General features: G+C 46.2%; 27 protein-coding genes and 1 pseudogene. 17 read left to right on the top strand and 11 right to left on the bottom strand.

Features of this window, described 5'->3' with window-relative positions; genetic code table 11:
- The first annotated feature begins 32 nt into the window (after positions 1-32).
- The 3 genes from ICC18_RS19395 to ICC18_RS19385 are packed head-to-tail and all read left to right on the top strand — an operon-like array spanning position 33 to position 2,666.
- On the top strand, positions 33-1,088 hold the full coding sequence (locus ICC18_RS19395) for an ABC transporter ATP-binding protein (RefSeq protein ID WP_188176106.1): 1,056 nt from the start codon (positions 33-35) through the stop codon (positions 1,086-1,088).
- Positions 1,081-1,875, top strand: coding sequence for an ABC transporter permease (locus tag ICC18_RS19390; protein WP_188176105.1), 795 nt, complete (start codon positions 1,081-1,083; stop codon positions 1,873-1,875). Before ICC18_RS19395 ends, ICC18_RS19390 begins: the two co-directional genes overlap by 8 nt.
- Positions 1,876-1,880: 5 nt before the next feature.
- A complete protein-coding gene (locus ICC18_RS19385; protein WP_188176104.1) occupies positions 1,881-2,666 on the top strand; it encodes an ABC transporter permease in 786 nt (261 codons plus the stop codon).
- A 65-nt stretch (positions 2,667-2,731) separates the two neighbouring features.
- On the opposite strand, the gene ICC18_RS19380 is transcribed toward ICC18_RS19385, so the two are convergent.
- From ICC18_RS19380 to ICC18_RS19370, 3 genes are all read right to left on the bottom strand, one after another.
- Positions 2,732-3,253, bottom strand: coding sequence for an ankyrin repeat domain-containing protein (locus ICC18_RS19380; protein WP_188176103.1), 522 nt, complete (start codon positions 3,251-3,253; stop codon positions 2,732-2,734).
- A gap of 89 nt (positions 3,254-3,342) precedes the next feature.
- Positions 3,343-4,176, bottom strand: coding sequence for a helix-turn-helix domain-containing protein (locus tag ICC18_RS19375; RefSeq protein ID WP_188176102.1), 834 nt, complete (start codon positions 4,174-4,176; stop codon positions 3,343-3,345).
- A gap of 117 nt (positions 4,177-4,293) precedes the next feature.
- Positions 4,294-6,435 (bottom strand): alpha-amylase family glycosyl hydrolase, encoded by a 2,142-nt coding sequence (locus ICC18_RS19370; RefSeq protein WP_188176101.1) that lies wholly within the window; start codon positions 6,433-6,435, stop codon positions 4,294-4,296.
- Positions 6,436-6,874: 439 nt separating this feature from the next.
- Here ICC18_RS19370 and ICC18_RS19365 point away from each other — a divergent pair, with 439 nt between their 5' ends.
- Complete coding sequence (locus tag ICC18_RS19365) at positions 6,875-7,786, top strand: hypothetical protein (RefSeq protein WP_188176100.1); 912 nt, start codon at positions 6,875-6,877, stop codon at positions 7,784-7,786.
- A 121-nt stretch (positions 7,787-7,907) separates the two neighbouring features.
- Here ICC18_RS19365 and ICC18_RS19360 read toward each other — a convergent pair whose 3' ends face one another.
- The 5 genes from ICC18_RS19360 to ICC18_RS19340 are packed head-to-tail and all read right to left on the bottom strand — an operon-like array spanning position 7,908 to position 13,119.
- Positions 7,908-8,996 carry a GerAB/ArcD/ProY family transporter gene (locus ICC18_RS19360; protein ID WP_188176099.1) on the bottom strand — a complete coding sequence of 363 codons (1,089 nt, stop codon included), beginning with the start codon at positions 8,994-8,996 and terminating at the stop codon, positions 7,908-7,910.
- A gap of 5 nt (positions 8,997-9,001) precedes the next feature.
- Positions 9,002-10,105 (bottom strand): GerAB/ArcD/ProY family transporter, encoded by a 1,104-nt coding sequence (locus ICC18_RS19355; RefSeq protein WP_188176098.1) that lies wholly within the window; start codon positions 10,103-10,105, stop codon positions 9,002-9,004.
- A gap of 26 nt (positions 10,106-10,131) precedes the next feature.
- Positions 10,132-10,374: a hypothetical protein gene (locus ICC18_RS19350; protein WP_188176097.1), complete on the bottom strand. Its 243-nt coding sequence runs from the start codon at positions 10,372-10,374 to the stop codon at positions 10,132-10,134.
- 6 nt (positions 10,375-10,380) lie between these two features.
- Positions 10,381-11,580, bottom strand: coding sequence for a Ger(x)C family spore germination protein (locus ICC18_RS19345; RefSeq protein WP_188176096.1), 1,200 nt, complete (start codon positions 11,578-11,580; stop codon positions 10,381-10,383).
- 18 nt (positions 11,581-11,598) lie between these two features.
- On the bottom strand, positions 11,599-13,119 hold the full coding sequence (locus ICC18_RS19340; protein WP_223192702.1) for a spore germination protein: 1,521 nt from the start codon (positions 13,117-13,119) through the stop codon (positions 11,599-11,601).
- Between the two features lie 314 nt (positions 13,120-13,433).
- Here ICC18_RS19340 and ICC18_RS33830 point away from each other — a divergent pair.
- Positions 13,434-13,650, top strand: a pseudogene (locus tag ICC18_RS33830) (hypothetical protein); the annotation flags it as partial.
- Between the two features lie 58 nt (positions 13,651-13,708).
- Here the strand turns inward: ICC18_RS33830 and ICC18_RS19335 are convergent.
- Complete coding sequence (locus ICC18_RS19335) at positions 13,709-14,971, bottom strand: S-layer homology domain-containing protein (protein ID WP_188176094.1); 1,263 nt, start codon at positions 14,969-14,971, stop codon at positions 13,709-13,711.
- Between the two features lie 158 nt (positions 14,972-15,129).
- Here ICC18_RS19335 and bcp point away from each other — a divergent pair, with 158 nt between their 5' ends.
- A complete protein-coding gene (gene bcp / locus ICC18_RS19330) occupies positions 15,130-15,618 on the top strand; it encodes a thioredoxin-dependent thiol peroxidase (RefSeq protein WP_188176093.1) in 489 nt (162 codons plus the stop codon).
- A 51-nt stretch (positions 15,619-15,669) separates the two neighbouring features.
- Here bcp and ICC18_RS19325 read toward each other — a convergent pair whose 3' ends face one another.
- The gene (locus tag ICC18_RS19325) at positions 15,670-16,362 is read right to left on the bottom strand and encodes a hypothetical protein (protein ID WP_188176092.1); all 693 of its coding nucleotides are present in this window, start codon (positions 16,360-16,362) and stop codon (positions 15,670-15,672) included.
- Positions 16,363-16,594: 232 nt separating this feature from the next.
- On the opposite strand from ICC18_RS19325, the gene ICC18_RS19320 reads away from it, so the two are divergent.
- The 3 genes from ICC18_RS19320 to ICC18_RS19310 are packed head-to-tail and all read left to right on the top strand — an operon-like array spanning position 16,595 to position 19,387.
- On the top strand, positions 16,595-17,875 hold the full coding sequence (locus ICC18_RS19320; RefSeq protein ID WP_188176091.1) for an ArsB/NhaD family transporter: 1,281 nt from the start codon (positions 16,595-16,597) through the stop codon (positions 17,873-17,875).
- Between the two features lie 17 nt (positions 17,876-17,892).
- Positions 17,893-18,168, top strand: coding sequence for a hypothetical protein (locus ICC18_RS19315; RefSeq protein ID WP_188176090.1), 276 nt, complete (start codon positions 17,893-17,895; stop codon positions 18,166-18,168).
- 37 nt (positions 18,169-18,205) lie between these two features.
- Positions 18,206-19,387, top strand: a complete 1,182-nt coding sequence (locus tag ICC18_RS19310; RefSeq protein WP_188176089.1) for a cation:proton antiporter — start codon at positions 18,206-18,208, stop codon at positions 19,385-19,387.
- Between the two features lie 32 nt (positions 19,388-19,419).
- On the opposite strand, the gene ICC18_RS19305 is transcribed toward ICC18_RS19310, so the two are convergent.
- The gene (locus tag ICC18_RS19305) at positions 19,420-19,698 is read right to left on the bottom strand and encodes a hypothetical protein (protein ID WP_188176088.1); all 279 of its coding nucleotides are present in this window, start codon (positions 19,696-19,698) and stop codon (positions 19,420-19,422) included.
- A 222-nt stretch (positions 19,699-19,920) separates the two neighbouring features.
- Between ICC18_RS19305 and ICC18_RS19300 the strand changes: the two genes are divergently transcribed.
- The 8 genes from ICC18_RS19300 (at position 19,921) to ICC18_RS19265 (ending at position 26,494) form a co-directional block, all read left to right on the top strand.
- Positions 19,921-21,165, top strand: a complete 1,245-nt coding sequence (locus ICC18_RS19300; protein ID WP_188176087.1) for an MFS transporter — start codon at positions 19,921-19,923, stop codon at positions 21,163-21,165.
- Between the two features lie 110 nt (positions 21,166-21,275).
- On the top strand, positions 21,276-22,004 hold the full coding sequence (locus tag ICC18_RS19295; protein ID WP_188176086.1) for an RNA polymerase sigma factor: 729 nt from the start codon (positions 21,276-21,278) through the stop codon (positions 22,002-22,004).
- A gap of 93 nt (positions 22,005-22,097) precedes the next feature.
- Entirely contained in the window at positions 22,098-22,904 is an 807-nt protein-coding gene (locus tag ICC18_RS19290) for a VOC family protein (RefSeq protein ID WP_188176085.1), read from the top strand.
- Positions 22,904-23,296 (top strand): VOC family protein, encoded by a 393-nt coding sequence (locus ICC18_RS19285; RefSeq protein ID WP_188176084.1) that lies wholly within the window; start codon positions 22,904-22,906, stop codon positions 23,294-23,296. The genes ICC18_RS19290 and ICC18_RS19285 overlap by 1 nt, the downstream gene beginning before the upstream one ends.
- A 15-nt stretch (positions 23,297-23,311) precedes the next feature.
- A complete protein-coding gene (locus ICC18_RS19280; protein WP_188176083.1) occupies positions 23,312-23,815 on the top strand; it encodes a GyrI-like domain-containing protein in 504 nt (167 codons plus the stop codon).
- Between the two features lie 14 nt (positions 23,816-23,829).
- Positions 23,830-24,213: a VOC family protein gene (locus ICC18_RS19275; RefSeq protein WP_188176082.1), complete on the top strand. Its 384-nt coding sequence runs from the start codon at positions 23,830-23,832 to the stop codon at positions 24,211-24,213.
- Positions 24,210-24,668 (top strand): GyrI-like domain-containing protein, encoded by a 459-nt coding sequence (locus ICC18_RS19270; RefSeq protein ID WP_188176081.1) that lies wholly within the window; start codon positions 24,210-24,212, stop codon positions 24,666-24,668. Before ICC18_RS19275 ends, ICC18_RS19270 begins: the two co-directional genes overlap by 4 nt.
- 380 nt (positions 24,669-25,048) lie before the next feature.
- On the top strand, positions 25,049-26,494 hold the full coding sequence (locus ICC18_RS19265; protein ID WP_188176080.1) for a polysaccharide deacetylase family protein: 1,446 nt from the start codon (positions 25,049-25,051) through the stop codon (positions 26,492-26,494).
- The last annotated feature ends 52 nt before the right edge of the window (positions 26,495-26,546 follow it).

Raw genomic sequence — 26,546 nt, 5'->3', positions numbered from 1 at the left:
GTAGCCGAGTCTACAAAGACAGGGGGTTCGTTATGTTAGCGATTGACGTTCAGCAGCTTCGCAAGGAGTTTCAAGTGCAGCAAAGCCGCGGCGGATTGAAGGGTGCCTTTCAAGATTTGTTTCGCAGAGAATACAAGCATGTCACAGCTGTGAAAGACATCAGCTTTCAAATTCCAAAGGGCGAAATTTGCGGATATATCGGCGAAAATGGCGCCGGAAAATCGACAACAATCAAGATGTTGACCGGTATTCTCGTACCGACATCGGGTCACATTAAGGTGAACGGGTTCGTTCCATATAAAGAACGGGAAAAATTCGTATCCGGCATCGGTGTCGTGTTTGGTCAACGCAGCCAGCTTTGGTGGGACATCGGCGTCGTGGAATCCTTTCAATTATTGAAGAAAGTGTACCGCGTCTCCGAAGCCGATTACAAAAAACGTCTCGACGAGCTCGTGGATCGTCTACAGCTTTCCGACCTGCTTTCACGTCCTGTGCGCAAGCTTAGTCTGGGTCAACGGATGCGTTGTGAACTCGCCGCTTCATTATTACATAATCCGGCGATTCTGTTCTTGGATGAACCGACGATTGGATTGGATATTGTAGTAAAAACGGAAATTCGCGAATTTCTCAAATCGCTGAACCAGAGGTACGAAACGACAATCCTGCTTACGACGCACGATCTTCAGGATATTGAGGCGCTTTGCTCCCGGGTTATTATGCTCGATGACGGTCGGATTATTTACGATGGCGGGCTCGAAGAGCTGAAAGCGAAGTGGGGCAAAGGCAAAGAAGTCGTGCTTCAATTCGAATACCCGGTTACACTGCCTAAGCTTCAGGAATTGACGCAAGGCCTGGATGTTGCCTGGCAGCTTGAGAATGAGCTATCCGCTAAAGTGTTCATCCCTCAGGATCGGGCGAATGTCTCCGAGGTGCTGAGCCGTGTTGTCGGCGTACTGCAAATTCAGGACATTAAGATTAATGAAACGAATACGGATGACATTGTACGCGAAATTTATAAATCCGGATCGGCTGAAGTGAAGCGCGATGAGGAAGCACAGCAGCATGAAGGAGTCGCCACCCATGCTTAGCGCTTATTTGGAAATTATCCGGATGCGGTTTCTAATGATGCTCGCCTACCGCGTCAATTATTACAGCGGCATTCTTATCTATGCACTTAATATTGGTTCCTACTATTTTGTATATAAGGCCATCTATGGCGAGCAAACGATCATCGGCGGTATGACGCTTGCACAGATGACTACTTATGTAGCCATTTCCTGGATGAGCAGAGCGTTTTATTTCAATAACCTGGATCGTGAGATTGCCACTGAAATTCGCGACGGCAGCGTAGCCATTCAATTCATCCGGCCTTATAACTACGTCAATGTGAAAATGATGCAAGGTCTGGGGGAAGGCGTGTTCCGGCTTCTTCTCTTCACGACGCCCGGCATGATTTTCGTCTGGCTGCTCTTGCCGGTTGAGTTGCCTACAGATCCATCGCTTTGGCTTATTTATCTGCTCATGCTTTTCTTCAGCTTCCTTATTAATACGCAGCTTAATATTATTACGGGGCTTTTCGCATTTTTCCTGGAAAACAATGAAGGTCTCATGCGCATGAAACGTATTGCGGTCGACCTCTTCTCGGGTCTCATTATTCCGATTACCTTTTTTCCCGGCTGGGCCAAATCGGTTTTGGAATGGCTGCCTTTTCAGGCGATTACTTACCTGCCAAGCGCCGTTTTTACCGGAAAAATTACGGGATCTGAAATATTTGAAAAGTTAGGCATTCAAGCGTTGTGGTTCTTCGTTCTCATTATTCCGATTTATATCTTGTGGAACAGATCGAGAACGCGCTTGTTTGTGCAGGGAGGGTGAAGCCTATGTTCTATCTGTCCCTCGTTGTGGAATATTTGAAAAACTACATGAAAACACGCCTCACCTACCGATCCGACTTTTGGATTGAAGTGGTATCCGATCTTTTGTTCAATGGATTGAATCTCTTCTTCATCCTCGTTGTTTTCCTGCAAACGCAATCGCTCGGAGGGTGGGATCAAGAACAGATTTTGTTCATTTACGGATATTTTATGATTCCATACGGCTTGTTTATCACCTTTTTTAACCTATGGGGCTTTGGTGAACGCTATATTATTAAAGGCGAAATGGACCGCATTCTGACACGTCCTGCGTATAACCTTTGGCAGCTCATGCTTGAGAATCTGAATCCTTCTTCGCTGTTCAGCGCGTTGGCGGGGGCGATCGTAATGATTTACGCATGGGTAAAGTTGGACCTTCCGTTCCATTGGTATGACCCGTTCATGTTTATCGTCCTGGTCGTCGGATCGGTGCTCATCTATGCGGGGGTATACATCTCGCTGACGTCGCTCTCGTTTTTCTCGGATGCGCCAACGGGTATTCTGCCGCTCATTTGGAACATTCAGAACTACGGGCGCTATCCCGTAACGATTTATAACAAGCTGCTCAGAAACATTTTGACGTGGATATTGCCTTTTGCATTTGTCGGCTTTTACCCTGCGGCCTACTTTATCGATCCGGCCAACTGGAAATGGTTCGCAATGCTTACGCCTCTCATGGGTATTGTATTTAGCATATTGGGCATTTCCATCTGGAACATTGGCGTGAAGCGTTATCGTGGCGCCGGCTCTTAAATGAAGAAAACCGTTACCCCCACGCACCGGTATGGTGTATGGGAAGTAACGGTTTTTTGGTTCGGTTACTCCAGTGTTCCGTTTTGACGGAGAAATGCTGCTACTTTATTGTTGCCTTGCTCGAGTGCGAGAGATAGTGGAGTAGCTCCGCCTTCGGCTCTTGCATGGACATCGGCTCCGTGTTCGATCAATAGTTGGATCAGCTCTATGTTGTCATCATGGAAAGCTGCGGTATGCAAGCAGGTATGACCGTTACCATCCATTATCGTTGTCTGAGCCTTGTTATCGAGAAGAAGCTTAATGACATCCACATTTCTTTCGCCCGCTATCGCAGCATGCAGCGCTGTATTGGAAGGGATGTAAGAAATCTTGGAATGCGATACAGCATTAACGTCGGCGCCATGATCCAGCAATACTTGAACAGCCTGCGGATGGCCAAAGTGCGCTGCGAATCCCAGAGGCGTAAGCCCATCGCCGTTTTCGGTGTTTGCGAGGTTCGGGTGAGATTTCAATATCTCTTTTAGTCGCGTTGCATCTCCAGACTGTGCCGACTGAAATACATCGACAATGATTTGTGCTAACTCCATAAATGGGTTCTCCTTTTCGATTTGATTAAGCTGAAATTGTCTTATGTACTAAAATTACATGAATGCAAGCGTATCCGACTTCTTCAAAATCACTTTTTTTGACGGAACTGGGAGGGGGGACTGGCAAAACGCTTGGCAAACAGTCCGCTGAACGAACTTACACTTTGAAACCCGACCTCTAAACAAATATCGGTGACAGATTTGTCTGTTCTAAGCAGGAGTGTCTTTGCTTCTTTCAATCTCATTTCAGTTAAAAACTGTCCGGGGGACATACCGAACAATTGCTTGTAGCTTCTGAGGAGATGGTTTGGAGATAAACATGCAGCTCTCGCCATCTCCGCTAAAGTGATCGGTTGATCGTAGTAGGCAGAAATAAAGTCATGACAAACATGCAGCCGTTTAAATAGTTCCTCCCGTGTCGAGGCTTTTAGTGACTGTAACTTCATCATATCCTTATTCACCTGACGGTGAACCTGCAAAAGGTTTTGCGCTATTTCGTACAGCATCTCCTCCAGCCATGCGCTATCCTCTTGCTTATTGGTATATTCAGCCCTTAATTGAGATAGAGCGGGGGCAATCCATTCATCATACGAATAAGTTTTCTCAACAAAATCTATGGTCGTCTGCTTCGGTGCGAACGGATCATCCAGCAGCTGCTCATTTGAGGCCGCTAGACTACGATATACTTCTTCAACCAAGTTTTCTGGGAAAAAGATACAGAAAGATTCTATGGGAACTTCCGATTCGATGGTAATCGTGTACTCTTGACCATGATTCAGCAGAAGATAACTCCCTTCAGCAACAGCAAAATGTCCGCGTCCTGTATGGTAAAAGGCACGACCATTCCTAAAGGTTTTTATGGATAATGCACCTTTGCCCTTCCAAAAATAACTTTTGCTTCTAGCATGCAGAATGGCCGTCATATGTTCAACCTTTCGAGAATCATCATGATCATGTTTTCGGGGCGAATGCCGATTTTCCTGCTTAAAAAACCTCCCGCCTGCACAAAGCAGACGAGAGGTTGAAAGAGCTTGCATAAATTAGGGCTGCCAAGTTGCCGTAACAGTCGCTGTTCCGGTAGAAGGCGTCGTGAAGGTATGATTGCTGCCGCCTTCCCATGTCACAGTGGAGCCGTTTTTCTTGATGAACTTGTATTGGAGCGCGGTTCCCGCTGGTACACTAACGTCAAAGTACCAGTTCGGATATTGATAAAGGACTTTGTTGTAGAGAGGGCCAATCGCTGCATTCGGATCCCAGGCGCCTAACTCGCTTGCACTGCCGGAAAGGTAGACGTTCTCGCCTAATGCCGTAGTTGCATTGTTAACGACGAATCGAACGGATACCTGGTTGCCGCTGAGCACGTTGAAGTTAGAGACTGTGTTGCTGGTAACAGAGCCCGCAGTTTTAACGGACACTGCATATTTGCCTGCTGCTACGGCAGGGATGATCGCTTTAATTTCGGTATCTTCCCACGAAAGGATATTTGCGCCGGTTACGGCTGTTGTGCCGAAGTAAACCGTGCCTTTGGTCGCGCCGAAGCCGCGTCCGTCCAGCGTGACGGTATTGCCCGCTTTGCCCATGACAGGGCCGGCGTGCGCAAGAATAGGTGCTTCTGCGGCTGCTGTCGATTGCCATACGGCTACGCCCCCTGCAGCAAGCGTGAAGTTGGATACGGCGCCGCCGCTGCCAACAGTGATGCTATTACCGTTTAGCGTACCGCCTAGCGCATCTGTGAACGAGCCGGTCGGCAGGGAAGTGATCAGACCCGTAATGGACGCTGAACTTGTGAGATTGCGATTAATGGCGACTAATGCGACATTGCTGCCGAGTTTGCGCTCGTAGATGTAAACATCATTATTGATCCAACGCTGCTGAGTAGTTCCATAGGCGATAGCCGGATTGGATTTACGCAGCGGCGCGAGTTTTTTGATGACGTTGTAAGCGGTCGTCGTCGTGCTGAAGGATGTCATCTTCCCACGGTTGTTCGGATCGCCGTTTCCTGTCATGTACTGTTCCGTACCGTAATAAATGGCTGGCACGCCGCGGGAGGTCAACGTTAGCGCCAACGCTTGCTCCAGCTTGCGATTGCTGGCGCCGGCGACTTGGAAGCGGTCCATATCATGATTATCGAGGAACGTGACCTGATCGTTCACGAAATTGTAAGCCGATGCCGTCCCGGACAGCATGCTGTCGAGTCCGTACATCGTATCCGTACCGTCACGCAGCACCTGGCGCACCTTCTGGCCATAGCGGAAATCGAGCAGGCTCATGCCGCTATCATTGGCAAAGCTGTGGTTGCCGGGATCGACTTCGTTCGTGCCCAGGAACCATTCGCCGAAGGAGAAGACCGGCTTGTAGCCGTTGATGTAGGACATCAGATTCTTTTGCCATCCGAACGGCATGTGCTTCACGGCGTCAAAACGGATGCCGTCGATGCCCAGGTCGAGCCAGCTTTTCACAGCGCTTTTGAAGTAAGCATCCATCGTTGATTTGTTATGATTAATGTCGGCTAGATCGTATAAGTTCTTATAAATGCCATTTTCGATTGTGGAGAAATCCGTTCCCCCGGTATGGTGGAAATAACCGTTCGTATCATTCGTATAGCCGCCAAGTAAAGTGCCGTTATCATATAAGCGGCCGTTCTCGGCGAAGGATGGATCCGTTTCGGACGCCGGGGCCGTATGATTTGGCGCAAAATCGATCACAACTTTAATATTTTTGCTATGTGCAGCCGTTATGAGGTTCGTGAAATCAGTGAGACTGCCGTAAGCGGCATTCGGTTTCTTGAAATCTCTCGCCCAATAACCGTGGTAGGACGTATTATTGGTTCCTGAGTAATTAATGACCGCCGTGATATTCTCCACCGGCTGGGAGATCCAAATCGCGGTAATGCCCATACCGGTCAGGTAGCCATCGTTGATTTTGTTGATAATGCCTTGCCAGTCGCCCCCGCAATACAGTTTAAGCTGTGTACAACTACTGCTGAAAGCTGCTCCTGTCGGGTTATTGGCGCTGTTGCCGTCCACGAAGCGATCGGTGACAATTTGGTAAATGACATCGGTGGAAAAATTTTGCTTGTTCGCGACACTCGTATCGGGAGTTGCTTGTGCGGGAAGTGCAAAGGATACTGCGGCCAGAACGGACAGCAACCAGACGAATGTAGTTTTTTTCAGGCGTTTCATTGTATTCCTCCTTTGAAATGTGGTTGTGAAAAGCAAGCCTAACGCTGAGTCCGAATCCCCCCTTTCAAAATAAAAGCGAAAACAAAAACAACCCTCGACCATCCTGTTCAGGATCATGTCGGGGTTGTTCCTAATCCGAAACACAAACAACCCCGGTGCCTCTCAGCTCAGAGAGAACCGGGGTTGTTTTAAAAACCGTTTCGGTTTAAAAAAGCATTGCCCTTTTGTTGTCGACAAGCATTTTCATGCAATCAACTTGAAAATCTTTACATTTACCATTATAATCCATGAAATTTGGATGTCAATATGACTTGGTGCTATAATTAAATATGGTATTTATTTCCTATTGCATGAGGAGGGGATTGGACTGAAAAGCTTATTGTTATTCATTTTGCTCACCTGCGGGTGGACTATGTTCCCACAGGAAAGCTCATCGCCTATGCCCGTTGATCGTGCTGAAATCCCTTTGAGTTTACAGGAACAGGTGTATGGATTAGATGATATCTATAATCAGTTCTCAATCGTCGTTCGGAGTGTAGGCATTTCTCCCAATGAGCATCAAGTGGACACCGTTCATTTGGATGTTATGAAGACCGGACAACTTCATGAAGAAATAAGTGAACAGGAGAAAGGAGATCTCAAACAAGCAATTTACAAAGCTGTCGGCAAGTCATTCCCGCTGGAAATCACGTCATACGTTATCCCTAAGGAAGCAGAAGCTGTAGGGGAAATTACGGAAATCAATGCCGAGGATCAACTATTACTCATTAAAAATCTTGAATGGTGTAAAGACAAAGCTTGTGAAAAGTATGAATCCTTCTGGGTGAAGCCTGACAAGGATATCAAGATCAATTCCGAGAAACAAAAGGGCGAACTTCGATTCGACCAGCTTCAAATTGGCGATTGGATTGAGGTATGGACCAAGGGGGCTGTCCTGCAGAGCCTCCCGCCACAGATATTCGCGCTCGAAATTCTTGTTAAAGAAGAAAAGGTAGAACCCGTAGTGTCTCTATCTTCACTACTTCAGACAGACTTTGAGCATATCGATCAAATCGATATTAAGTACGGAGACGGCAAAAGTCTGACGCTCATCGATAAAAAAGTCATAGAGCAGATTGCCGCTAAGTTGAAAAAGATAGAGCTCATGAAGGCGAGAGATCAAAGAACCGTTCTTGGCTTCTTGTATTCTATGGATTTAACCATAGGTGATCGTAAAATTCGCTACTCGAGCGGTTTGAGATTCGATGATCTCAAATATCTTCGCAACCCGCTCACAGAGGAGTTAAATAACGAGATCGTCCGGTTAGGCAGGGGGAATATTTCTAATCTTCTTCCGGGTATTAGATTTTAAGAGGTAGTGGGACCTATGGACATCTCCGATCATGTGGGAGGCATTACCAGCATTTTATGACTAGACGAGGAAGAAGCAAGTTCATGAGATCCGAGGGGCAATCTATCCCGTTTGAGTCTTATCAGGACTTTTTAGCAGTGAAATGTAAGCCGAGCAACAATAATGGAAGCGCCAAACAAATAGTAAAATCGAGGTATGGCCAGTAATTGGCCACCAGGTCGTTGAAGTACGCAATATCCGGAAATGATACGAGCGATGAGACAATCAGGATCATACCGAGCGGCAGCGTTGCCAGTTTCGGGTCGCTCAGTTTTGTCAAATTGGCAATCCCGTGCATTAAGGCATAGTAATTCAGTACCGTCTTGAAATAGGTAGTAATAATCCACATTATTGCAAGCATGGCCTCTATCCGTTCCAAAAAATTGCCGATGCTGATTTTTTTGGTAAGCGAATATGTAGGGTATATTTGGTTGGCCGTAATGGGGGCCCCAAGCACGGCAATGGTCAGTACGATCACAATCTCCAGAATAATTCCTCCGATAAGCGTTCCTGCTAACATACTTTTCGGAATCCGCTTAGCATTATTGACAGAAGGCAGGATAACAAGGAAGCAGACGATTTCAGCGAACGGAAACGTAATGGTCGTAAACGAGCTGTAGATGATCGGTTTCCATCCCGTATGCAAGACGGGGGCAAGATTTTTCAAGTCGATCTCCGGCAATAAACAGAGAACCAAAATACAATATAGCAGGAGGAAATGCGGAAAAAGAAGTTCTCCCAACCGAGCGATGGTCTCGATGCCAATACGGGCTCCTAGGATAACGACTCCAAGGAATAAAAGGATAATTGAGTGGATAGGGGTCTCCGGCATGATATGTATCGTCATAAAATCGCCCATCTCCCTTATCTGGGCAGATACCATCAATAAAAAATAAAAGGTGAGTAGCAGAGCGACGTACTGCCCGCCCCATTTTCCAAGCAGATTACGGCTGTATTCATATACGTTTAATCCTGGATTCAGCTTGCCTAACCATGCAAACATCATGGCGAAGAGCAGGCCGATCAGTAAGCCGACCAAACCGGAAATCCATGCATCTTCTTTCGCAATCATGGCTGGGATTGATGGCAGAACCAGGATGGAATCGCCAATCGTATAGAGCGTTACGAGAACGGCCAGCTGCCGATTATTGATTTTTTCTTGGCTCTGCATAATAATCACCTGCCAGTCGTTCGATATTTATTGCGAATCCATGTGAGTGCGAGCAGCAATAAGGGGAGACCGACCTGGAAAGGGAGATGAAGATAGGACGGTACGATTTTTAATCCTATTTCGATATGCTCGACGAAGTTGTCCGCTATTGTGATGGAACAAATAAACATTTGCAGCCCGAGCGTCCAAGCGAGCTCTTTTCGTCTTTCGATTTGAAATAGCTCAATCAAACCTGCGAAACAGGCATACAGGAAGGTTGTAATTTTAAAAAAACCCCCGATGATCAATGTGATAATCGCTATCGCTTCCAGTCTTTCGATAAAACCGCCAAATTGAATCTTGCCTAAGGTTTTCAACAATGGAAACGTAGAGTTCTCCGCACCGAATGCCGTTAATACGCTGATATTGACGGCAATGATAAAGCTCAGGATCAGACCGCTTAATGCAATGGAAATAAGTCCGATTCTTTTGGCCAATAAAGGATTGTTTAAGTGAGGAAGCAGCATCGAAACGACGACGGTTTCCCCGAAAGGAAAAGTCATGGTAAGCGGAAACGCCGTTGCAAGCACTGGCTTCCAGCCGTTCTCCAAAGAGGGCTTCAGATTTTCCCAATGAATGACGCCCGATGCGACAAGAAGGAAAGCCGCAAGCAAGCCCAGCATGACAATAAATGTGAGAAGCAGTTCTCCTACCCTCCCGATTGTTTCGATCCCGAGCGTGCAAGCGTATACGACAGGGAAGACCATCATCAAAAGGGCGATAGACATTGGCGTCAGAGGCAGAATGGAACTTAGCAGCAAAGCACCGAAATCTCTCAATACTCGTGAAGCAATGTAGAAAAAATAAATCAAATACAAGCAAGCGGCCGCTGTTCCTATTCTTTTGCCGAAGAGAATCAGTAAATAACCGACCAGAGAGCAGTAAGCATGTTCCCGGAACAAGTACTCGTAAATGAGAAACAGGATAAGGCCTGCCGACATACCGATCAGAATAGCCAGCCACGCGTCTTGTTTGGCTTGCATGCCCAATCCCACGACAACGGCACTGCCCATCTCGAATAGCAGCATCAACGCAACGAGTTCCGCACCGTTTATTTTCGCCTTATCCAAACGTTCCGTCCCCCTTTCTCCCTCTGTTATTGTTCAAGTAAGGTTTTTACCATTTCATAAATCGGTTTGTAAACGATGATCATCAATCGAGAAGGGTTCGGCAGCTCGAAGTTCGTTGCAAACTCGATAATGTTTAAGCCGGTGCCGACAAGCAACATTAGATAGAAGGCAATATGGTCTTTCTTCTGCTGAATTCTTCGCAATGCCGGGACTTCAATCGCCAGGCAGGCTAACGATGCGGTGAAAATACACGTCGCTATGATCCACAAATCGGCTCACTCCTTCATTTGCTGAAAGATGGAGTTAGACACGGTTCCCACTCTGCGAATTTGGAAATCCGTTTTCACATGGACGGTCGTTCCGGGGAACAGGCGGTCCCAATCTTCCTTGATCCGATCCCAATCTTTCGGGTTTGAGCGTCTTATCGTATCCCCGAACCCAAAAATATCGGATTTGTAGGTTGTCTGCGCCGCGGCAAGGGTATGTTTCACGATTTGCTGTAATCGTTCTTTTGCTATTTGCTCTAATTGATCAATCGTTTCCGGCTTCGTAAGATCAACTTCGCATTGTACCTCCCCGATATTTCCTTCGCTGCGGATCTCGATTGTAATTTCCGGATGACCTTCTACTACCCTGGCTGTCATTTTGGTTTTGGATCGAACGGTCTCCAGATTCATTAGACCCCCTTCGGGACAGGTAATCGGACCAACGGTCGTTTCCACCTTATCGGTTATGTAAGAGTATCCCTTGCTGTCCGATTCATCCAACCATCCGATCAGTTTGTCCTTCTTGAATACAGCCAAACCGGCATACTTGATTCTTGCATCCGGTTCTGTAGTAGCGATATTTTTAAGGTTGTTCGTCATGGTTCCGACCATTCTTACTGCGGTAAGCACGGGATTTCTCCCCTCACGGACTAGATCGTTAAGGAGCCTGTCAAGTGTAACAGTCAATGTAGGGGCCCATGCTTTTCCAGATTCAGATAACGAAGTAAACAGTTTATTGGCCGGGACTTCTTCGATAGGCGTCAGCACCTTCAATATGTCTTCGGCCGGCGAAGCCTTGGCAACAACGATGAAAAAATCCGTCCTCATCTCATGATTCCTGGACAGAAAGTCCAGAACTGGAGCAAACCCTTCTTTCGCCAAGCTTTCTCCCAAAATGAGAACACGGAGATGGGATAAATAGAGCCTCCGGGGACTTTCTCCGGTAATTCTTCGTAAAGCTTCATAAATGGTTTTGCCTGAGGACTGATACACGGTCACGGGAGACTGGCCGCCGCCGCCTCCATATCTGGTGGCAACTTCTCGCGGCACAACAACTTGAGCGGTAATGCGGTAACCGTCACCGATTTTATCGATCCCCAAACCCATATTGATGGCAAGCTCATTCATTTCTCTTCGATTCCAGCAACCTGAGAGCATCAACGCGAAGCAGGCAATAAGCGATATGAATAACAGCTTACGCTTGAGCATACGATTTCCTCCTTACCGTCAGACGGAACCTCTGGATTTCGGCTGAGGGGCCGACTCTTCCCGGACCGTATTTTGTTGGTTGATCAAACGCGGTCGTTTGCGCTGCATCCAACGAGGAAACCTGAAGAGGGCGTCATCCTGATCACTGGGAATGAACGGAGCGAACGGACTCATATAGGGAACGCCAAAGGATCGCAAGCTGCACATATGCAAAAGCAAGGTTAGGGTACCGATCGTCACGCCGTATAGGCCGAAAGAAGCGGCTAGACCCATCAGGATAAACCGCAGCATGCGTAACGCAATGGAAAAGTTATAAGAAGGAAGGACGAAGCTGGAAATCGCCGTAATTGCAACAACGATGACCATAGCTGCGGACACAATTCCTGCTTCCACGGCCGCTTGCCCGATGACCAGAGTTCCTACGATGGAGATGGCTTGTCCGACGGCTTTGGGCATGCGGATACCAGCCTCGCGCAATATCTCAAATGTAATTTCCATCATTAATGCTTCAATAAAAGCGGGGAATGGGACCCCCTCCCGCTGTGCCGCCAAGCTCATAAGCAGCCTTGTTGGAAGCATCTCTTGATGAAATGTCGTGATGGCGATATAAAGCGAAGGAGCACTGAGAGAAATAAATAAGGCGATGATTCGAATGAAACGAATTAAAGTGCTGATATCCGCCCGTTGATAATGATCTTCCGCGGCTTGATAAAACTGGACAAACAATGCGGGTATCAGAAGGACGAAAGGGGTGCCGTCCACCAAAATCGCGACGCGCCCTTCCAGAAGCCCTGCAGCGATCACATCCGGACGCTCCGAATTGAATACGGTCGGAAACGGCGTCCACTTACTATCTTCGATCATTTCCTCGATATAGCTGCTCTCCAGAATGCCGTCTAACTGTATCCGTCCGAGGCGGGAGCGGACCTCCTCCACAATTTTGTCATTGGCTAAACCATGAATATACATGATGGCAACGGTTGTTTTAGTATATTGACCGAGCGATATGCTTTCCAGCCAGAGGTTCTGATCTTTGATCTTACGGCGAATTAGGGAGGTATTGGTCCGCAGATTTTCCGTGAAGGCTTCTTTCGGCCCGCGTACGACGGATTGTGCGCTTGTCTCACTGACACCTCGATCCTCCCATTGACTCATGTTGATCGATAAGGCCTGGGAAACGCCTTCAATGAGCAAGATGACCTGACCGGACAGCAGAAAATGAATTAACGCTTCATGATCCGTAACATCCTTAATCGCTCCCACTGTGAGGACCTGTTCCTTAAGTCCAGAGAATAAAGTGTCATCTGAATAGCAAAGCATGTCCACTTCCCGGGGTCCAATATGATTCATAAGAGGCGTGATGACGAATTGTTGAACCGAATTCGTATCCGTCAAGCCATCCGTATACAGAATGCATACCTGTATTTGTCCGTCAGGGCCTGCCCGGAATATTCTGGAGACAATATCGTCGCTATTTCCTATGTACTCGAGGATACTGCTCAAGTTTTCTGTAATTGAATCAGACAAGGAATGTGCCATCGGTGGATTCATCCTTCAATTGGATATTATTCATGATTATCTTCTCCTGTATTATCCATTTTATCCCACTACAACTCCGGTTGGTCGGAATGATCAACGTTAAAGGGCGGATAAAAAGCTTTTTTCGAGGATCAATAACCGAAGAAGTCGGAAAAACAAGTCGGGATTATGATAGAAGCATTACCGGTATTCCAATAAGATAGAGATATAGATTTATGAGGACAGGACTGGTGGAATGAAGCATCGCTGAGGGGTTAAGCGGGATGCTTGGTATCAAGGATTAGTCATAGATCACTAAAAGGAGAGGTTCGAACATGGAAAGAGATATTAACCAGCTGATCGCACAAATGACGTTAGAGGAAAAAGCGGGACTTTGCTCCGGACTCGACTTTTGGAGACTAAAGGGAGTCGAGACTCGGAATCCCTTCGATCATGGTAACGGACGGCCCGCATGGCCTTCGCAAGCAAAAGGAAGGCCACGACCACGTCGGTCTGTTCAACAGCGTGCCTGCGACATGTTTTCCGTCTGCGGCGAGAAAACCGCACTCCGGTGGTAGGTACACCTGCCGCGCTTTTTTGGGATAGCTCCTTATTCAGCCGCCGGCACTGCCGGCATCGTGAAAGGTACAGCCTTTTTCGCTTCGTCGGGCAGCACAATGTTAATAGGCTGGTTATAATCTTTAAAAACCATCGTCATCGACATATCCATATGATCGATTGGATTCTCCGGGTCGTCGCCGTATGCGATGATATAGTCGCCATTCATGCTGACAGGGAGCTTGGATTCTTCATCCAACGTCAGCACAGCGGATAAACCAACACTCATATCAGCGAGAGCCGGTGAATTCTCGAGGTCTTTGATCATATTTTGGCCTCTGCTGCCCAATCCTCCGAGCGTTTTCAAAATATCCGCAGTGTTGGTGATTTTGCCGTGAATCTCAACCTGACGAAGCTTCTTTCCGTCTTTTTCTGTCGTGCCAAGATCTTTATAGAAGAAATAAGGGGCAACGAGCGATTGGTTAACTTGCGTGCTTTTCTCTTGCAGCTTCATTAGCTCCTCGAACGTAAACGGCATCTGCTTCGTCATATCGTACCATACAGTTCCGTCGTTAGCTTCATTCGGCAAGCTCATATAGGTACCATGGGTGACCGTATATTGCTCCGTTTTTATTGTTCTTGCTGCTAAATCCGAACCAGGAGCAGTTGTTGTAATGGTTTGATGTAGCCCTTGATTTTTATTGAATTCAATAGCCGAGTTGATTTCTGTTGTGAAGTTACTGGTATTGCCGCCCATACCCGGCCCTGGTTTGAATGCGATGCTCATCTTCATATCCACGTCGGCACGGAAGGAAGTTAGATTTGTTTGGGTCTTGGCGGCGTCAGCCAACCATTGCGAAACCGCTGGATCGGTCGCCAAAGATTTTTTGATCAGAGCGGTTGCGGCATCTTTGATTAAGCCTGTCTCTGTGCCGAAATCCGCACCGAAATTCTCTTGAAGCACCGAGCTTGCTTTGCTGTCCGCGATGCCGAGGAAACGACCGAGGATATAACCGGCCTCTTCTTTACTAATCGGCTGTTCGAGACGGAACATGCCATCTGAATAACCGTTCATCGCTTTGCGCTCTAGCATGACGCGAACCGCATCGGCATAAGCGGAGTCGGCGCTAACATCCGGCGGAAGAGCAGCCTGTTTGTTGGCGGGTATTAGCTTCAATTCATTTGTAATGAGTTGAATAAATTGCCCCCGAGTCATTGCTTCAGAATCTGCTAGTGCCGTTGCTTCAGAGAAAGCAGGCGTAAGCAGGGTTAAACCCAGGGTTGCAACTAGAGCGGTACGCTTGATATGAATCATGTCGACATTCACTCCTTCTAAACTATGAAATATTAACCTACTATAATCTACCATATTTTTCTTGTTAATATCCAATTCTGGTAGAGACGATTTGCTGTTGCCCTATAGATGTCGCATAATGTTGGTATTAGATATAGAGCACGAGGGAGAGAATATCCATGACACAAAAGCAAGCCAGACGAAAAGCGCCGGATTTCGCACTGCATGCATCCAGTGGAGAGCGAGTGTCACTTAAGGATTACCGGGGCAAGAAGGTTGTTATTTACTTTTACCCGCAAGACGATACACCGACTTGTACGCAAGAATCGTGCGATTTTCGCGATTATAACGGCAAGTTTGCCGAATTAGGCGTGGAGGTGCTGGGAATCAGTCCGGACGATCTCAAATCCCACGATAAGTTCATTGCAAAGTACGAATTGCCTTTCTTGTTGCTATCGGATCCGGATCATAAAGTAGCTGAAAAGTATGGTGTTTGGGCTTTGAAAAAGCTATACGGCCGTGAATATATGGGCATTGTGCGTTCTACGTTCCTGATCGACGAGAAAGGCAGGATCGTGAAAGAGTGGAGCAATATAAGAGTGAAGAATCATGTGCAGTCGGTACTAGATGCCGTAAAGGAAATGGTTACAACAAGCGCGAAGGGGTAGTGGAAAGCGATATGAAGTAGATACCCAATGGTGTAGCAATCGATGGTGATGTTAATAGGGAATGATTTTCCCGGTAAGTGCATGGACCATAGTTGTTAAGGTTTTAGCAGGTTGGTTTCGAAAGCGAAATGTCACTGCATAAACTAAAGGGTTCCCTTTTCTGGTTGGCAGGTAGTACAGCGATGTTTCGGCAGTGGTAAAGAGTGTTACTTTGTCACGTAATGCATCAACAGCAATCTGTACTGCTTTCTTCTCTGATATTGCTGCGACCATAGGACGGTAAAAAAGTTGTTTGTCCAATCGCGGGTAAATCGTACCGGATATTCGATGGACAATGCCTGCTTTGTCAATTTCGATAACAAGCTGGTCTCCCCAAACAGGCGTGTTGAAAAGTAGATGTTGAAGGCGAACGATATGTAAATCGTCAGAAGTGGTTACTGCTGCTACTTTTAAATCCCGATAAGGATTGCTGATTCCATAAAGGGTTTTAAAGCGATTTAATAGCTCATAGGCAATCCATGTTGATGTATGACTCGAAGGTTGTGTCAATCTGCCATGTAAATTTGAAGGAGTATCCGTTATTTCGTTCCATTCAATTTCTAAGGTTTGGCCACCCTCTTGTATGAAATTGTGAAGAACTTTTTGAGCTTCCTCCGGGATTTCTTTCGCAGAAACAAATAAAGATGTAGTAGTAATAAAAATCATACAAAAAACTAATATAAGTCTTAAATTATTAATGTACATGAGTGAAACCTCCCTGTAATGTTATTCCTAGTATTGGAATATTAAGGGCGGATATTCACGGGTATCTTCAGATTTCATTTGTATCTAGCATTCTTTACTTTGTTATGGATAAAATGTATGATATCTCTTATACATATCGTTTTATCGGAGGAGCCTGTCACCAACGGGCTCTTTTTGTCTTTTTACATATGGAATGGATTCTTGGTAAATAATGATAAAAAACGGAGGCTTTATGGAGCAGCAAGCAATTTGGGCAATCGGCATTTTTTTAATCATTTATGGCATGATCATTTCCGAAAAGATCCACCGTACGATCTTGGCGATGTTTGGAGCCGTATTCATGGTTGTACTTGGCATTGTGGACCAAGAAACCGCACTTCATCACATTGATTTCAATACGCTGGGACTTCTCATTGGAATGATGATCATTGTAGGTATTACCGCTGAAACCGGACTATTTAAATATGTGGCTTTGAAAGCCGCCAAAATGGCCAAAGGGAAACCAAAAAGGATTATGGTAGCCTTAGTTCTCATTACGGCCGGAGGATCGGCTTTTTTGGATAATGTCACGACAGTTCTCCTTATGGTCCCAGTTACGTTCAGTATTACTAGGCAACTGCGTGTAAATCCAATCCCTTTTCTCATAACGCAAATTATCGCAGCAAATGTTGGCGGTACAGCCACTCTGATCGGTGATCCTCCTAACATTATGATCGGCAGCGCGGTCAAAGAGTTGACATTTATGGCGTTCATTAATAATTTAACGCCCATCGCCATAATCATTATTTTGGCATATGTCCCCTTGTTTATCATGATGTTTGGAAAGCAGATCCAGTCAACGCCTGAGCTGCAGCGCAGCATCATGGAAATGGACGAGAAAGCCATGATTACCGATCATAAACTGCTGAAGAAGTGTCTTAACGTCCTGAGTGTAACGATATTAGGATTTTTCCTTCATCAGTCGCTGCACCTGGAATCGGCTACTGTTGCGCTGAGCGGAGCATTTTTGCTTCTTCTTTTAACGGGAGAGCACATGCTGGAAAAAGCCTTTCATAGTGTGGAATGGATTACCATATTTTTCTTTATTGGATTATTTGTTCTTGTTTCAGGTCTCGTGGAAACAGGTGTAATTGCCAAATTAGCCGCTATGGCCATAGATGTTACGGGGGGAGATTTGCTGACCACATCCATGTTAATTCTTTGGTTGAGTGCCATTGCTTCCGCGTTCCTTGATAATATCCCTTTTGTTGCAACAATGATTCCAATGATTCAAGAGATGGGGAATATGGGTGTCAGCAATTTGGAGCCATTGTGGTGGAGTCTAGCTTTGGGAGCATGTTTAGGAGGAAACGGTACACTTATTGGTGCAAGCGCCAATCTGATCGTTGCTGGATTAGCAGGAAAAGAAGGGTATCCTATTACCTTTGTCAAGTACTTGAAATATGGTTTTCCGTTGATGATTCTCTCGATCGTGCTTTCGAGTATCTATATTTACATACGCTACTTAATGTAAGAAAGGTGAGGAATCCCATGTTAGCGTACACTTTCAATTCACAAGTTATTGATATTCAAGAAAAGGCTAATGGGCAGGATATTGAATTTCACATTCAATTATATGGAGACACCTTAGATGATAAATTAAAAGAAATTCAATACCATTTTGAACAAAATAGGGTTCTAACGGATGTCTTATTTTACGCTTTCCCCAATCACAAATATCAATTCATTGTGAGACAAGATTTCTATAATGATTTTATCCTTGCTCTAATGAAGCTTCGATTATTACAGAGTGTGGAATGGAAATAATTCTTCTACTTAAAGGAACTGCTCATAGGAGGCTTCAATGATCCATTATTGGCTCGTTTTACTCGCAATTGCTGTTGCGATAGCTTATATAGCCCATAAAATCAAACAACCCTACCCGACTTTACTGGTAGTTGCCGGACTATTGCTTGGTATCCTTCCGATTGACGCGATACATGAAATTAAAACATATGTGGCATCGGATCAGGTATTTCAGACAGCAGTTATTCTGATTTTTTTATCTGCCCTAATTGGGGATGCAGCTCTCAAGCTCCCATTCGGAGAGATTAAAGAAAATAAACGTTCGATTTTATTACTGGCATTGTTAGGGACATTATTGACTTTTGTTCTTATTGCCGGGCTATCCTATGTTTTATTAGGTCTAAGCTTACAAAAAGCTCTTGTTTTTGGAGCCCTTATGGCTGCAACGGATCCTGTATCTGTATTAACGATCTTCAAATCTATGGGACTAAACAAGAAGCTGTCCATTATTGTAGAAGGTGAGAGTTTGGCAAACGACGGCGTCGCCGTAGTGTTGTTCAAAATCGCTGCAGTGACAACCGTGTTAAGCATGTCCGGCGTCATGCATGGTACGCTGGAGTTTGTTAAAGTGGTTTTAGGCGGAATGGTGATCGGTATTGCAGGAGGGTTCATTGCGTCGAAAATCACCTCGAAAATTGATAACTATTTGGTGGAGATCGGACTTTCCATTGTTTTATTTTATGGCGCTTTTGAAGTTGCGGAGTCGTTCCATGTTTCCGGGGTGATCTCGGTTGTGTTTGCCGGGCTTTTGCTGGGAACATACGGCAAGAACATTGGGATGTCGGATTTAACGCATGAGAGGATGGATGCATTTTGGGAAACAATTGCTTTTATTGCGAATGCGCTGATTTTTCTAATGGTTGGTTTGGAAATATCCAACATCGATTTTACTGATAAATGGATGGAGATCGGAGGGAGCATACTCATCGTTCTTCTGGCAAGATTTATTGCCGTATATGTTAGTCTTATCTTTGACCGGGAAATCCCTAATGCGTGGAAGCCGATCATTGCATGGGGGGGATTAAAGGGATCGTTATCCATAGCGCTGATCTTGAGTATTTCACCCGCATTTGAGGGGCGCGATCTGTTGTTGGCAATGACTTTTAGCAATGTAGTTTTCTCGCTATTGGTTCAAGGAACGACGATTAGCAAGCTGGTTTCCAAACTGAATGTAAAATAAAGAAGAATGATATGAAAAAGCTACTCGCTCATTTAGAGCGGATAGCTTTTTTGCCTGTATAGGCCGCGAGAATTTCGCCCTGAAGAATGTGACGATTGACGATCTCGCGTCCGATGTCCGACACAGCCATATTGACAAAGTCCGCTGCATTTGCCGAACCCGACTTCAACCTGGCGCTGAATGCCTTGAAGTTCAACTTCCTTTCGGATGGAAGCGGCCACAGCTTCAATGGCCTCTTCACCGACGTGCAATCTACATTTTTTTACTTTGCAAATTAAAATTTGCGTTATTTCAGTCGTTGTTTGTTCCATCAATAACACCTCTTCTTTAAGGATACTTTCACTTGATGGTTTTATTGTATATGACTGTCCCTGACAACAATTTGTCAGGGTTTGAAAAGAATCGCAGACCAAAGCCCTACGACCATTTTCGTATCCATATATTTCAAAAATACTGACGAGCAAAGGAAAGTTCTATGGTAAAATAAATTGACAATACCCATCGGCGTTTCGCGAGCGAAAGGAATGTTGAACATGTGGACCATGCTTAGAGATCGAAGAATGTTGTTTCTCATGATAGCGAATGTTTTATCCTCAATCGGATCGGGCGTTACGATGATCGGGGTGCCGTGGCTTTTGGTTAATCGGGCCGGCGGGGACGAGCTGTACGGTTACGCCACTTTGGCGACGACGGTTGTGTTATTCTTCATATCGCCGCAAATCGGCGTATTCATTGATCGATTTTCCCGTAAGAAGCTGCTTCTACTCAGTGAAGTGGTTGGCGGATCGGTTACGCTGGCGTTTGCCTTTTGGGGGTTCTATGCGGGGCAGTTTGAAACCTGGCAGTTGGTAGCCGTGTATTTCAGCGGAGCTTTTTACTATAATGTCCACTTCCCGACTCAGTTCGCTTTTACGCAAGAGATCTTCTCCAAAGAGCAATACAAGACCTTGAATTCGATATTGGAAGTGCAAAATCAATCCACCTCGATGATTGCAGGGGGCGTGGCGAGTCTAGTCGTCGATCATATTGACTTTGCCTGGATTCTGCTGGCCGATGCAATGACTTATTTCATAGGTTTCGGTCTGTTTCTTTTCATTCCTTATGTGCGGAGCCGCTCGCAGACAGCAACGCAAGCCGTCTCCATGTGGTCTAACATCGCAGAAGGCTATCGCTATTTGAAAACGAAACCCATACTTGTCATGTTCTTCATATGCGCGCTCATGCCGTTTCTATGTGTGATGGTGGGGAATTATTTATTCCCCGTATACATTACCAGCGTTCTTCACAGTGGGGCTAACGTGCTGGGGGCAGCCGATATGATCTTTGCGATCGGTGCCGTAATTGCCGGATTAACAGTCCCGCTGCTCATGCAGCGTTTGGGGTCCTATTATACGACGATTCTCTCGTTCATTCTATTTAGTCTTTCGATTGTGTTCTTTTATTCTTTTCCTATCGTCAGTATTTTTCTCTCCTTCAAAGCGTTGAACGGATGGGGGAATGCGGGAAGTCGCGTTGCGAGGAATACCATTTTAATGGAGATGGTGCCGAATCACCTGATCGGTCGAGTGAACAGTTTCTTTAATACCGTAGGAATGGGAATGCGAGTCATCCTCATTGGGGTGTGTACCCAAATTGTTACGTATCAAGGCGCCAGAGCGGCGCTGCTGCTGCTTGGTGCGTTGCTGCTCGTAAGTTTCATAGGCCTAATTGGTAGTAAAAGCCTATTTGCTGCTCCAACAACTCCCAAAGCACATGAAACCGCAACCCGCGAAGCCTAAGATCTTGAGAGATTCGTCTCTCAAGGTCTTTTCTTTTGCCCAAAAGCAGGGTATAAATGGAAAATAGAGAATATATATTCGTATACATATAAACAAGGGAACGAACGATCATGGATATACATGAGCATAAGAACGAACGGGAAGCTATTGCGTTTCGCATTGAATCCATCAGACTCGATTTGACGGCTTATTGCCGGGCTATAGCGGGGAACAGCTGGGAAGCGGACGATTTGATGCAGGAGACGGTACTGCGTTTAATGAAAGTGCTGCAGGAAGAGCCGGATCGGAAGCTGTCCAAATCGTATCTCTACCGGATAGCAGCCAATTTATGGCGGGATCAGTATAGGAAACAGAAGCGCCGCCCAATAGAACCGTTGGAACAAGAGCATCTGGAGTTTACCCAGCATCACGATACACGCTATGAAACCAGAGAATTAATTGAAATGCTGGCCCATCGGCTTTCTCCGAAGCATTTGGTGATCTTGCTGTTAATGGAAGTGTTTCAATTTACAGCTAAAGAGACCGCATCTTTTTTGCTGTCATCCGAAGGGGCGGTTCAAGTTGCGCTCTCGCGTGCGCGAAGTAAGCTCAAAACATGGTCCGGTAACTGGGAAACAGAGCCTCGTCGTTACTTGCAGGCGGGTGAAGCCCCTTTGGATTCAGCGGCTTTTGAAGCGATCGTGAACGGATTTCGCGCGCATGATGCCAAGGCGATTTATTCCGCTTACCTAAGCTTGCAGGGGCAAGGAATCCGCATTCATGCTATACAACGGGTAGGAGGGAAGTTGTTCTTTACCTTTCAGGATCCGGACGGGAATCTGCTTATGGTCAACTCTTGAAAAAAAATTTGCAGAGGGTGTATGGATTCGTCGCCCTCATTCGTTATATAAGCGAGAACATGGAAAAACCCAAATCGAGGAGGCTCAGCTAGGATGTTGAATAAGATTGATCGCGTGTTTGTTCCCGTCTCGAACTTAGATCGTTCAATCGCTTGGTACGAGAAGGAATTTGGCTTCAAACTTCTTGAGAAGAACGGGGATGAAGCTCATCTTCAAGTTGCGGAGGGAGAGACGCTGCTCTCCTTGAAACTTGCTGCACCGCATCAACCGCAAAGACATTTGCATGAAGAAGGACACGTACCCTGCTTTAACTTTTACACACACAGGGAACACATGAATGAAAAGTATTTCCTCGAACGCGGGATCGCGACCACTGAAGTAATGGATGATCCCCACATGAAGGTTTGCGAATTCGCAGACCCTGATGGAAATATCATTGGCATTTGCCATGAGCGTCCGACGTCGCTGCATCACACCCCGTCTACGGAGCTGATGACGCCGATGTTTCATCGTGTATTGGCCGTCTTCCTGCCGGTCATTAATTTGGAGGCAGCGATCAGGTGGTACACCGAAGTGTTGGGCATGACACTCCATCACCACTGGGGTCAAGGCGCGGATTTGAAAGTGGGAAGCGGCGAGACGATCATCACCATGATTGTCATGTCGCCGGATGTTCATCGCAAGGCGCTGCAAGCGGTTCGCGAAAAGGCATATTTTACGCTCCAATCCGATGACGTTAAGGGGATGCACGAGAAGCTGCAAAAGAGCGGGACGCATACGGAAGATATTCATTTCTCGGATGGCAACCTATCACTTAAAGACCCTGAAGGATTGCCGTTAATCATAACGTGCACTTATACAAAAATCCAACATTCTACGCTGCAAAGGAGCTTCGTCTGATGACTGCTGAGAAATTAAAGATAAAACGTATCGATACCGTATTTGTTCCGGTAAGCGATGTGAAACGCTCGGAAGAATGGTACATGCGCATGTTTCCTTTTCGCGTTGTATTTCGAAGTGAACAAGGAGATTACGTAGGTTTTCGATTTGATGAGGAAGGACCGCTGCAAGCGGGGTTGACGATTTATCAGAGTGACGAACGACCGAGCAGCAAACACATTCCGTTCAATTTCTATACGTCGGATGTAGATGCTTCGCACAGCTTTTTTAAGAAGGAACGAGCGGAAGTGTCCGAAATTCACGGCGGAAGCGGGATGCGTTTCTTCGATGTGTGGGATCCGGATGGCAACGCGATTGGCGTCGTTACATTTCCGGAGCCGGGAAGTAAATAGGAGGGGGCAAGAATCATGATCGTTATAGTGAAACAATTACCTGCATTTAAAGCGGCTGTATTACCTGCAATTGCAGAGTTTAACGTCATGGGGCGCGAGGTTCGGAAAGCTTGGCATCAAGTCGATAAAGCTATGCCTGCCCATCATCCGAATCGGGCAAATGCGCATAGCGGCATTGTATTCATCCCTCAGTGGGAAGCTCGCGTAGAAGGGAAACCCGTCCTGTACGCTGGAGTTGAAATAAACACATTGGAGGATGTGCCGAACTACCTGGAAGTCATCGAAATCCCAGTTCGAACTTACGCAACGATCCGCGTTCAAGGGGACCGGGAGCATATGTGGAGTACATACAGGCAGCTTGATGAGTGGATAGCGAATTCCGCCGAATATAGGCTTGCAGATGATCAAGGTTCGCTCGGGTTTGAGGTCAACGATTTGCAAGTCAATCCGTTTGATATTCCTTGGGACACGATTAACGAGTTTAATTACGAAATTCATAAAGCGATTGTGAAAAAATAGGAGGCGAATTCATCATGGTTAATCCGCTTTTACCCAGACTTGCAGGTACATTCATTCCGGTTCGCGACATTGAAAAAGCACGTGACTGGTACTGCCGGCTATTCGGCTTACCGCTGGATACGCCAATTTTGTTCGACCATTTATGTCCGCTGCCTGTCGAGGGTCCAGGCATTATTCTGGATACGATGCCGATGTGGGGAGGCAAAGAGCCTCAAGGTGCAGCGACTTATCAAACGCCGGCGCTTATGTTTCCGACCAGCGACTTGGAGGCTGCTTACAACTATATGAAAGAACTTGGAGTAGAATTGGTGACGGAGATCGAGCATAACCATTGGTTCGTGTTCAAAGACCCGGATGGCAATTTGTTAATGATTTGCAAGGAGCAGAGCCCGGAATGACGATCCTGCATGAAGCGAAAGTAGAACTGCTTGCGCTGCCGCAAATCCACATGATAGGCATTCCCGTCACTTGTACGTTCGAGGGAGATAATAAACGTATCATCGAAGAGACCAAGAAGAGGTTGTTGGCGAGGTTGCCTGAAATCAGTAACGCGCTGCATCCGGAGCGTTATGTTTGCCCGCATTTTGCTGCAGAAACCATGTTTACTTATATCATTAGCCTGGAAGTTAGCGATTTGTCACATATACCGGAGGGCATGATGGGCTATACGTTACCTGCGTATTCATATGCGAAAACCAGATGCAGCGGCGATCCCTACGAAGCTATTCATACCTATTTGCAGCAGCAGGGACTTCATAGCAAAGCCAAAGCACTGGCTTTTGAAGTTTACCATGTGGATAACCCCAAATGGCCGGAAGAAGTGGATGTGTACGTGCCTTATGAGCGCAAATGAAAAAAGGAGCTTTCCTCCCTCTCAGGGGAAGAAAGCTTCTTTTTCTACGCCTGAGCAATTAACGAACAACAGCATGATTTAACTCGGCGCAGAAATCGAGCATATCGCTACTAAAGTCCGGAAAAACACAATTGCAAATAAAATATAACCACCAACTCAGTTTGAAGTCCGATTTTACAAAATTGCAGCTTGGTTTGTGCAAGTTTACCACATTTTTGCAATTGGGCGAAATCGGACTACGATAAATGCAATCGGTGACCTAAAGTACTCTCGGTGCGACTTGCTCTAGCAAATTTCCGAGACATGACATACTACATGCCCTCCTCCCATATACTCTATCAGCAGGTCAAATGATAGAACAAAGCGGAGGGATTATCGGCATGCGTGCTCATCCACAACATTCCAACTCAAAGATGAACAAGCGAATTCAACTTACTATGGCAGTACTGTTACTGGTCTATCTTTGGTTTTCAATTGTACCTGTACAAGCGGCTGAGGGCAAAGGAATCTCCGCGCAAGACGGGCAAGAAATCTATCAAATGCTGAAATCGGGAAAGCGCACAAGCATGCCGAAAGAGAAAACCTACAAGAAGCCGGAGCAGCCTACGGTTTATTTAACGTTCGATGACGGACCCAGCAAGCTTACGCCTCAGGTGCTGGATATTTTGGACAAAGAAGATGTGAAAGCAACGTTTTTCGCACTGGGTGAAGAAGCGAAGGCGCATCCGGATCTGATCAAAAGGATCGTAAAAGACGGACATACACTCGGCAATCATTCGTATAATCATGTATATAAAGAGCTCTACAGCGATTTCCAAAACTTCTGGAATCAAATTCAAAGAAGCGAAGAGATATTCGCTGACGTGGCGGGGGTCAGGCCGCAGCTCGTGCGGGCTCCGGGAGGTACTTATACTAATTTTGATGCATATTACTATTACTTGATGGAACAAGCAGGCTATACCGTTCTGGATTGGAACGTGGATAGCGGCGATTCCAAAAGGCAAAACGTGCCGGTGAACGAAATTATTCAATCGGTCAAAAACGCTCCGCTCGAGCACGAAATGAATGTTTTGTTTCACGACGGAACAGGTCATGAATCTACCGTAGAAGCGCTGCCGCAAGTGATCCATTATTACAAAAAATTAGGCTATACGTTTGCGCCGTTAACGACCGAAGTCAAGCCCAAGCAGTTTCCCGTCGGCAAACCCAAGTGGTCACGAAACATGAGTTTTGCTCACTTTAATGAGCTGCTGCAAGAAACACAGCAGTATGCGCTGGCGCATGTACCACCAAAGAATGAACCGCTGGATACGCCCGAACAGTTGGTGAATCAGACGAAAATAGCCCGTGAGGAATCTGCACAGGCGCTCGCATCTAAGCCTAGCTTACCGCTGAAGATCAATGTGGTCGGAGGGAACGGATATACCCTGGACCAATCGCAATACGAGTTACAGGGCGACCGGATCGAACTGGCTCTTCGCTTTTTAGTTGAGAAGATGGGGGGACGCATGGAGTGGAATGAGCCCGTGAAGACGGCTTACGCTCATTACGGTATGTACGATGTGGAATATGATTTGCCCAAAAGAAGCATTCGCCTCTATAAGCTGGGGAATCGTGTAGCCACGCATAATTTGGCGGATATGAGTCTGGTAGAGGGGACGATCCGCGTTCCTTTACAGAATACGGTAGGTTTACTCGGAGGTCGCATCACGCAATCCGTGATGGATTCGGGGACAAGAGAAGTGTCGCTTGCTTTTCGGCAATTTAATATGTGGAACGAAAATAATAGTCTCTTGAAAAACTCTCTATTTGCTATCAACTACTGATGTCTAAAATAGTAGACGACTGGAAAAACTAGAAGCATACCTTGATGAAGGA

The sequence above is a fragment of the Paenibacillus sedimenti genome, from assembly GCF_014534655.1.
In the GTDB taxonomy this organism is placed as follows: Bacteria; Bacillota; Bacilli; order Paenibacillales; family NBRC-103111; genus Paenibacillus_E; species Paenibacillus_E sedimenti.
This window is presented reverse-complemented; position numbering and strand designations above follow the sequence as displayed.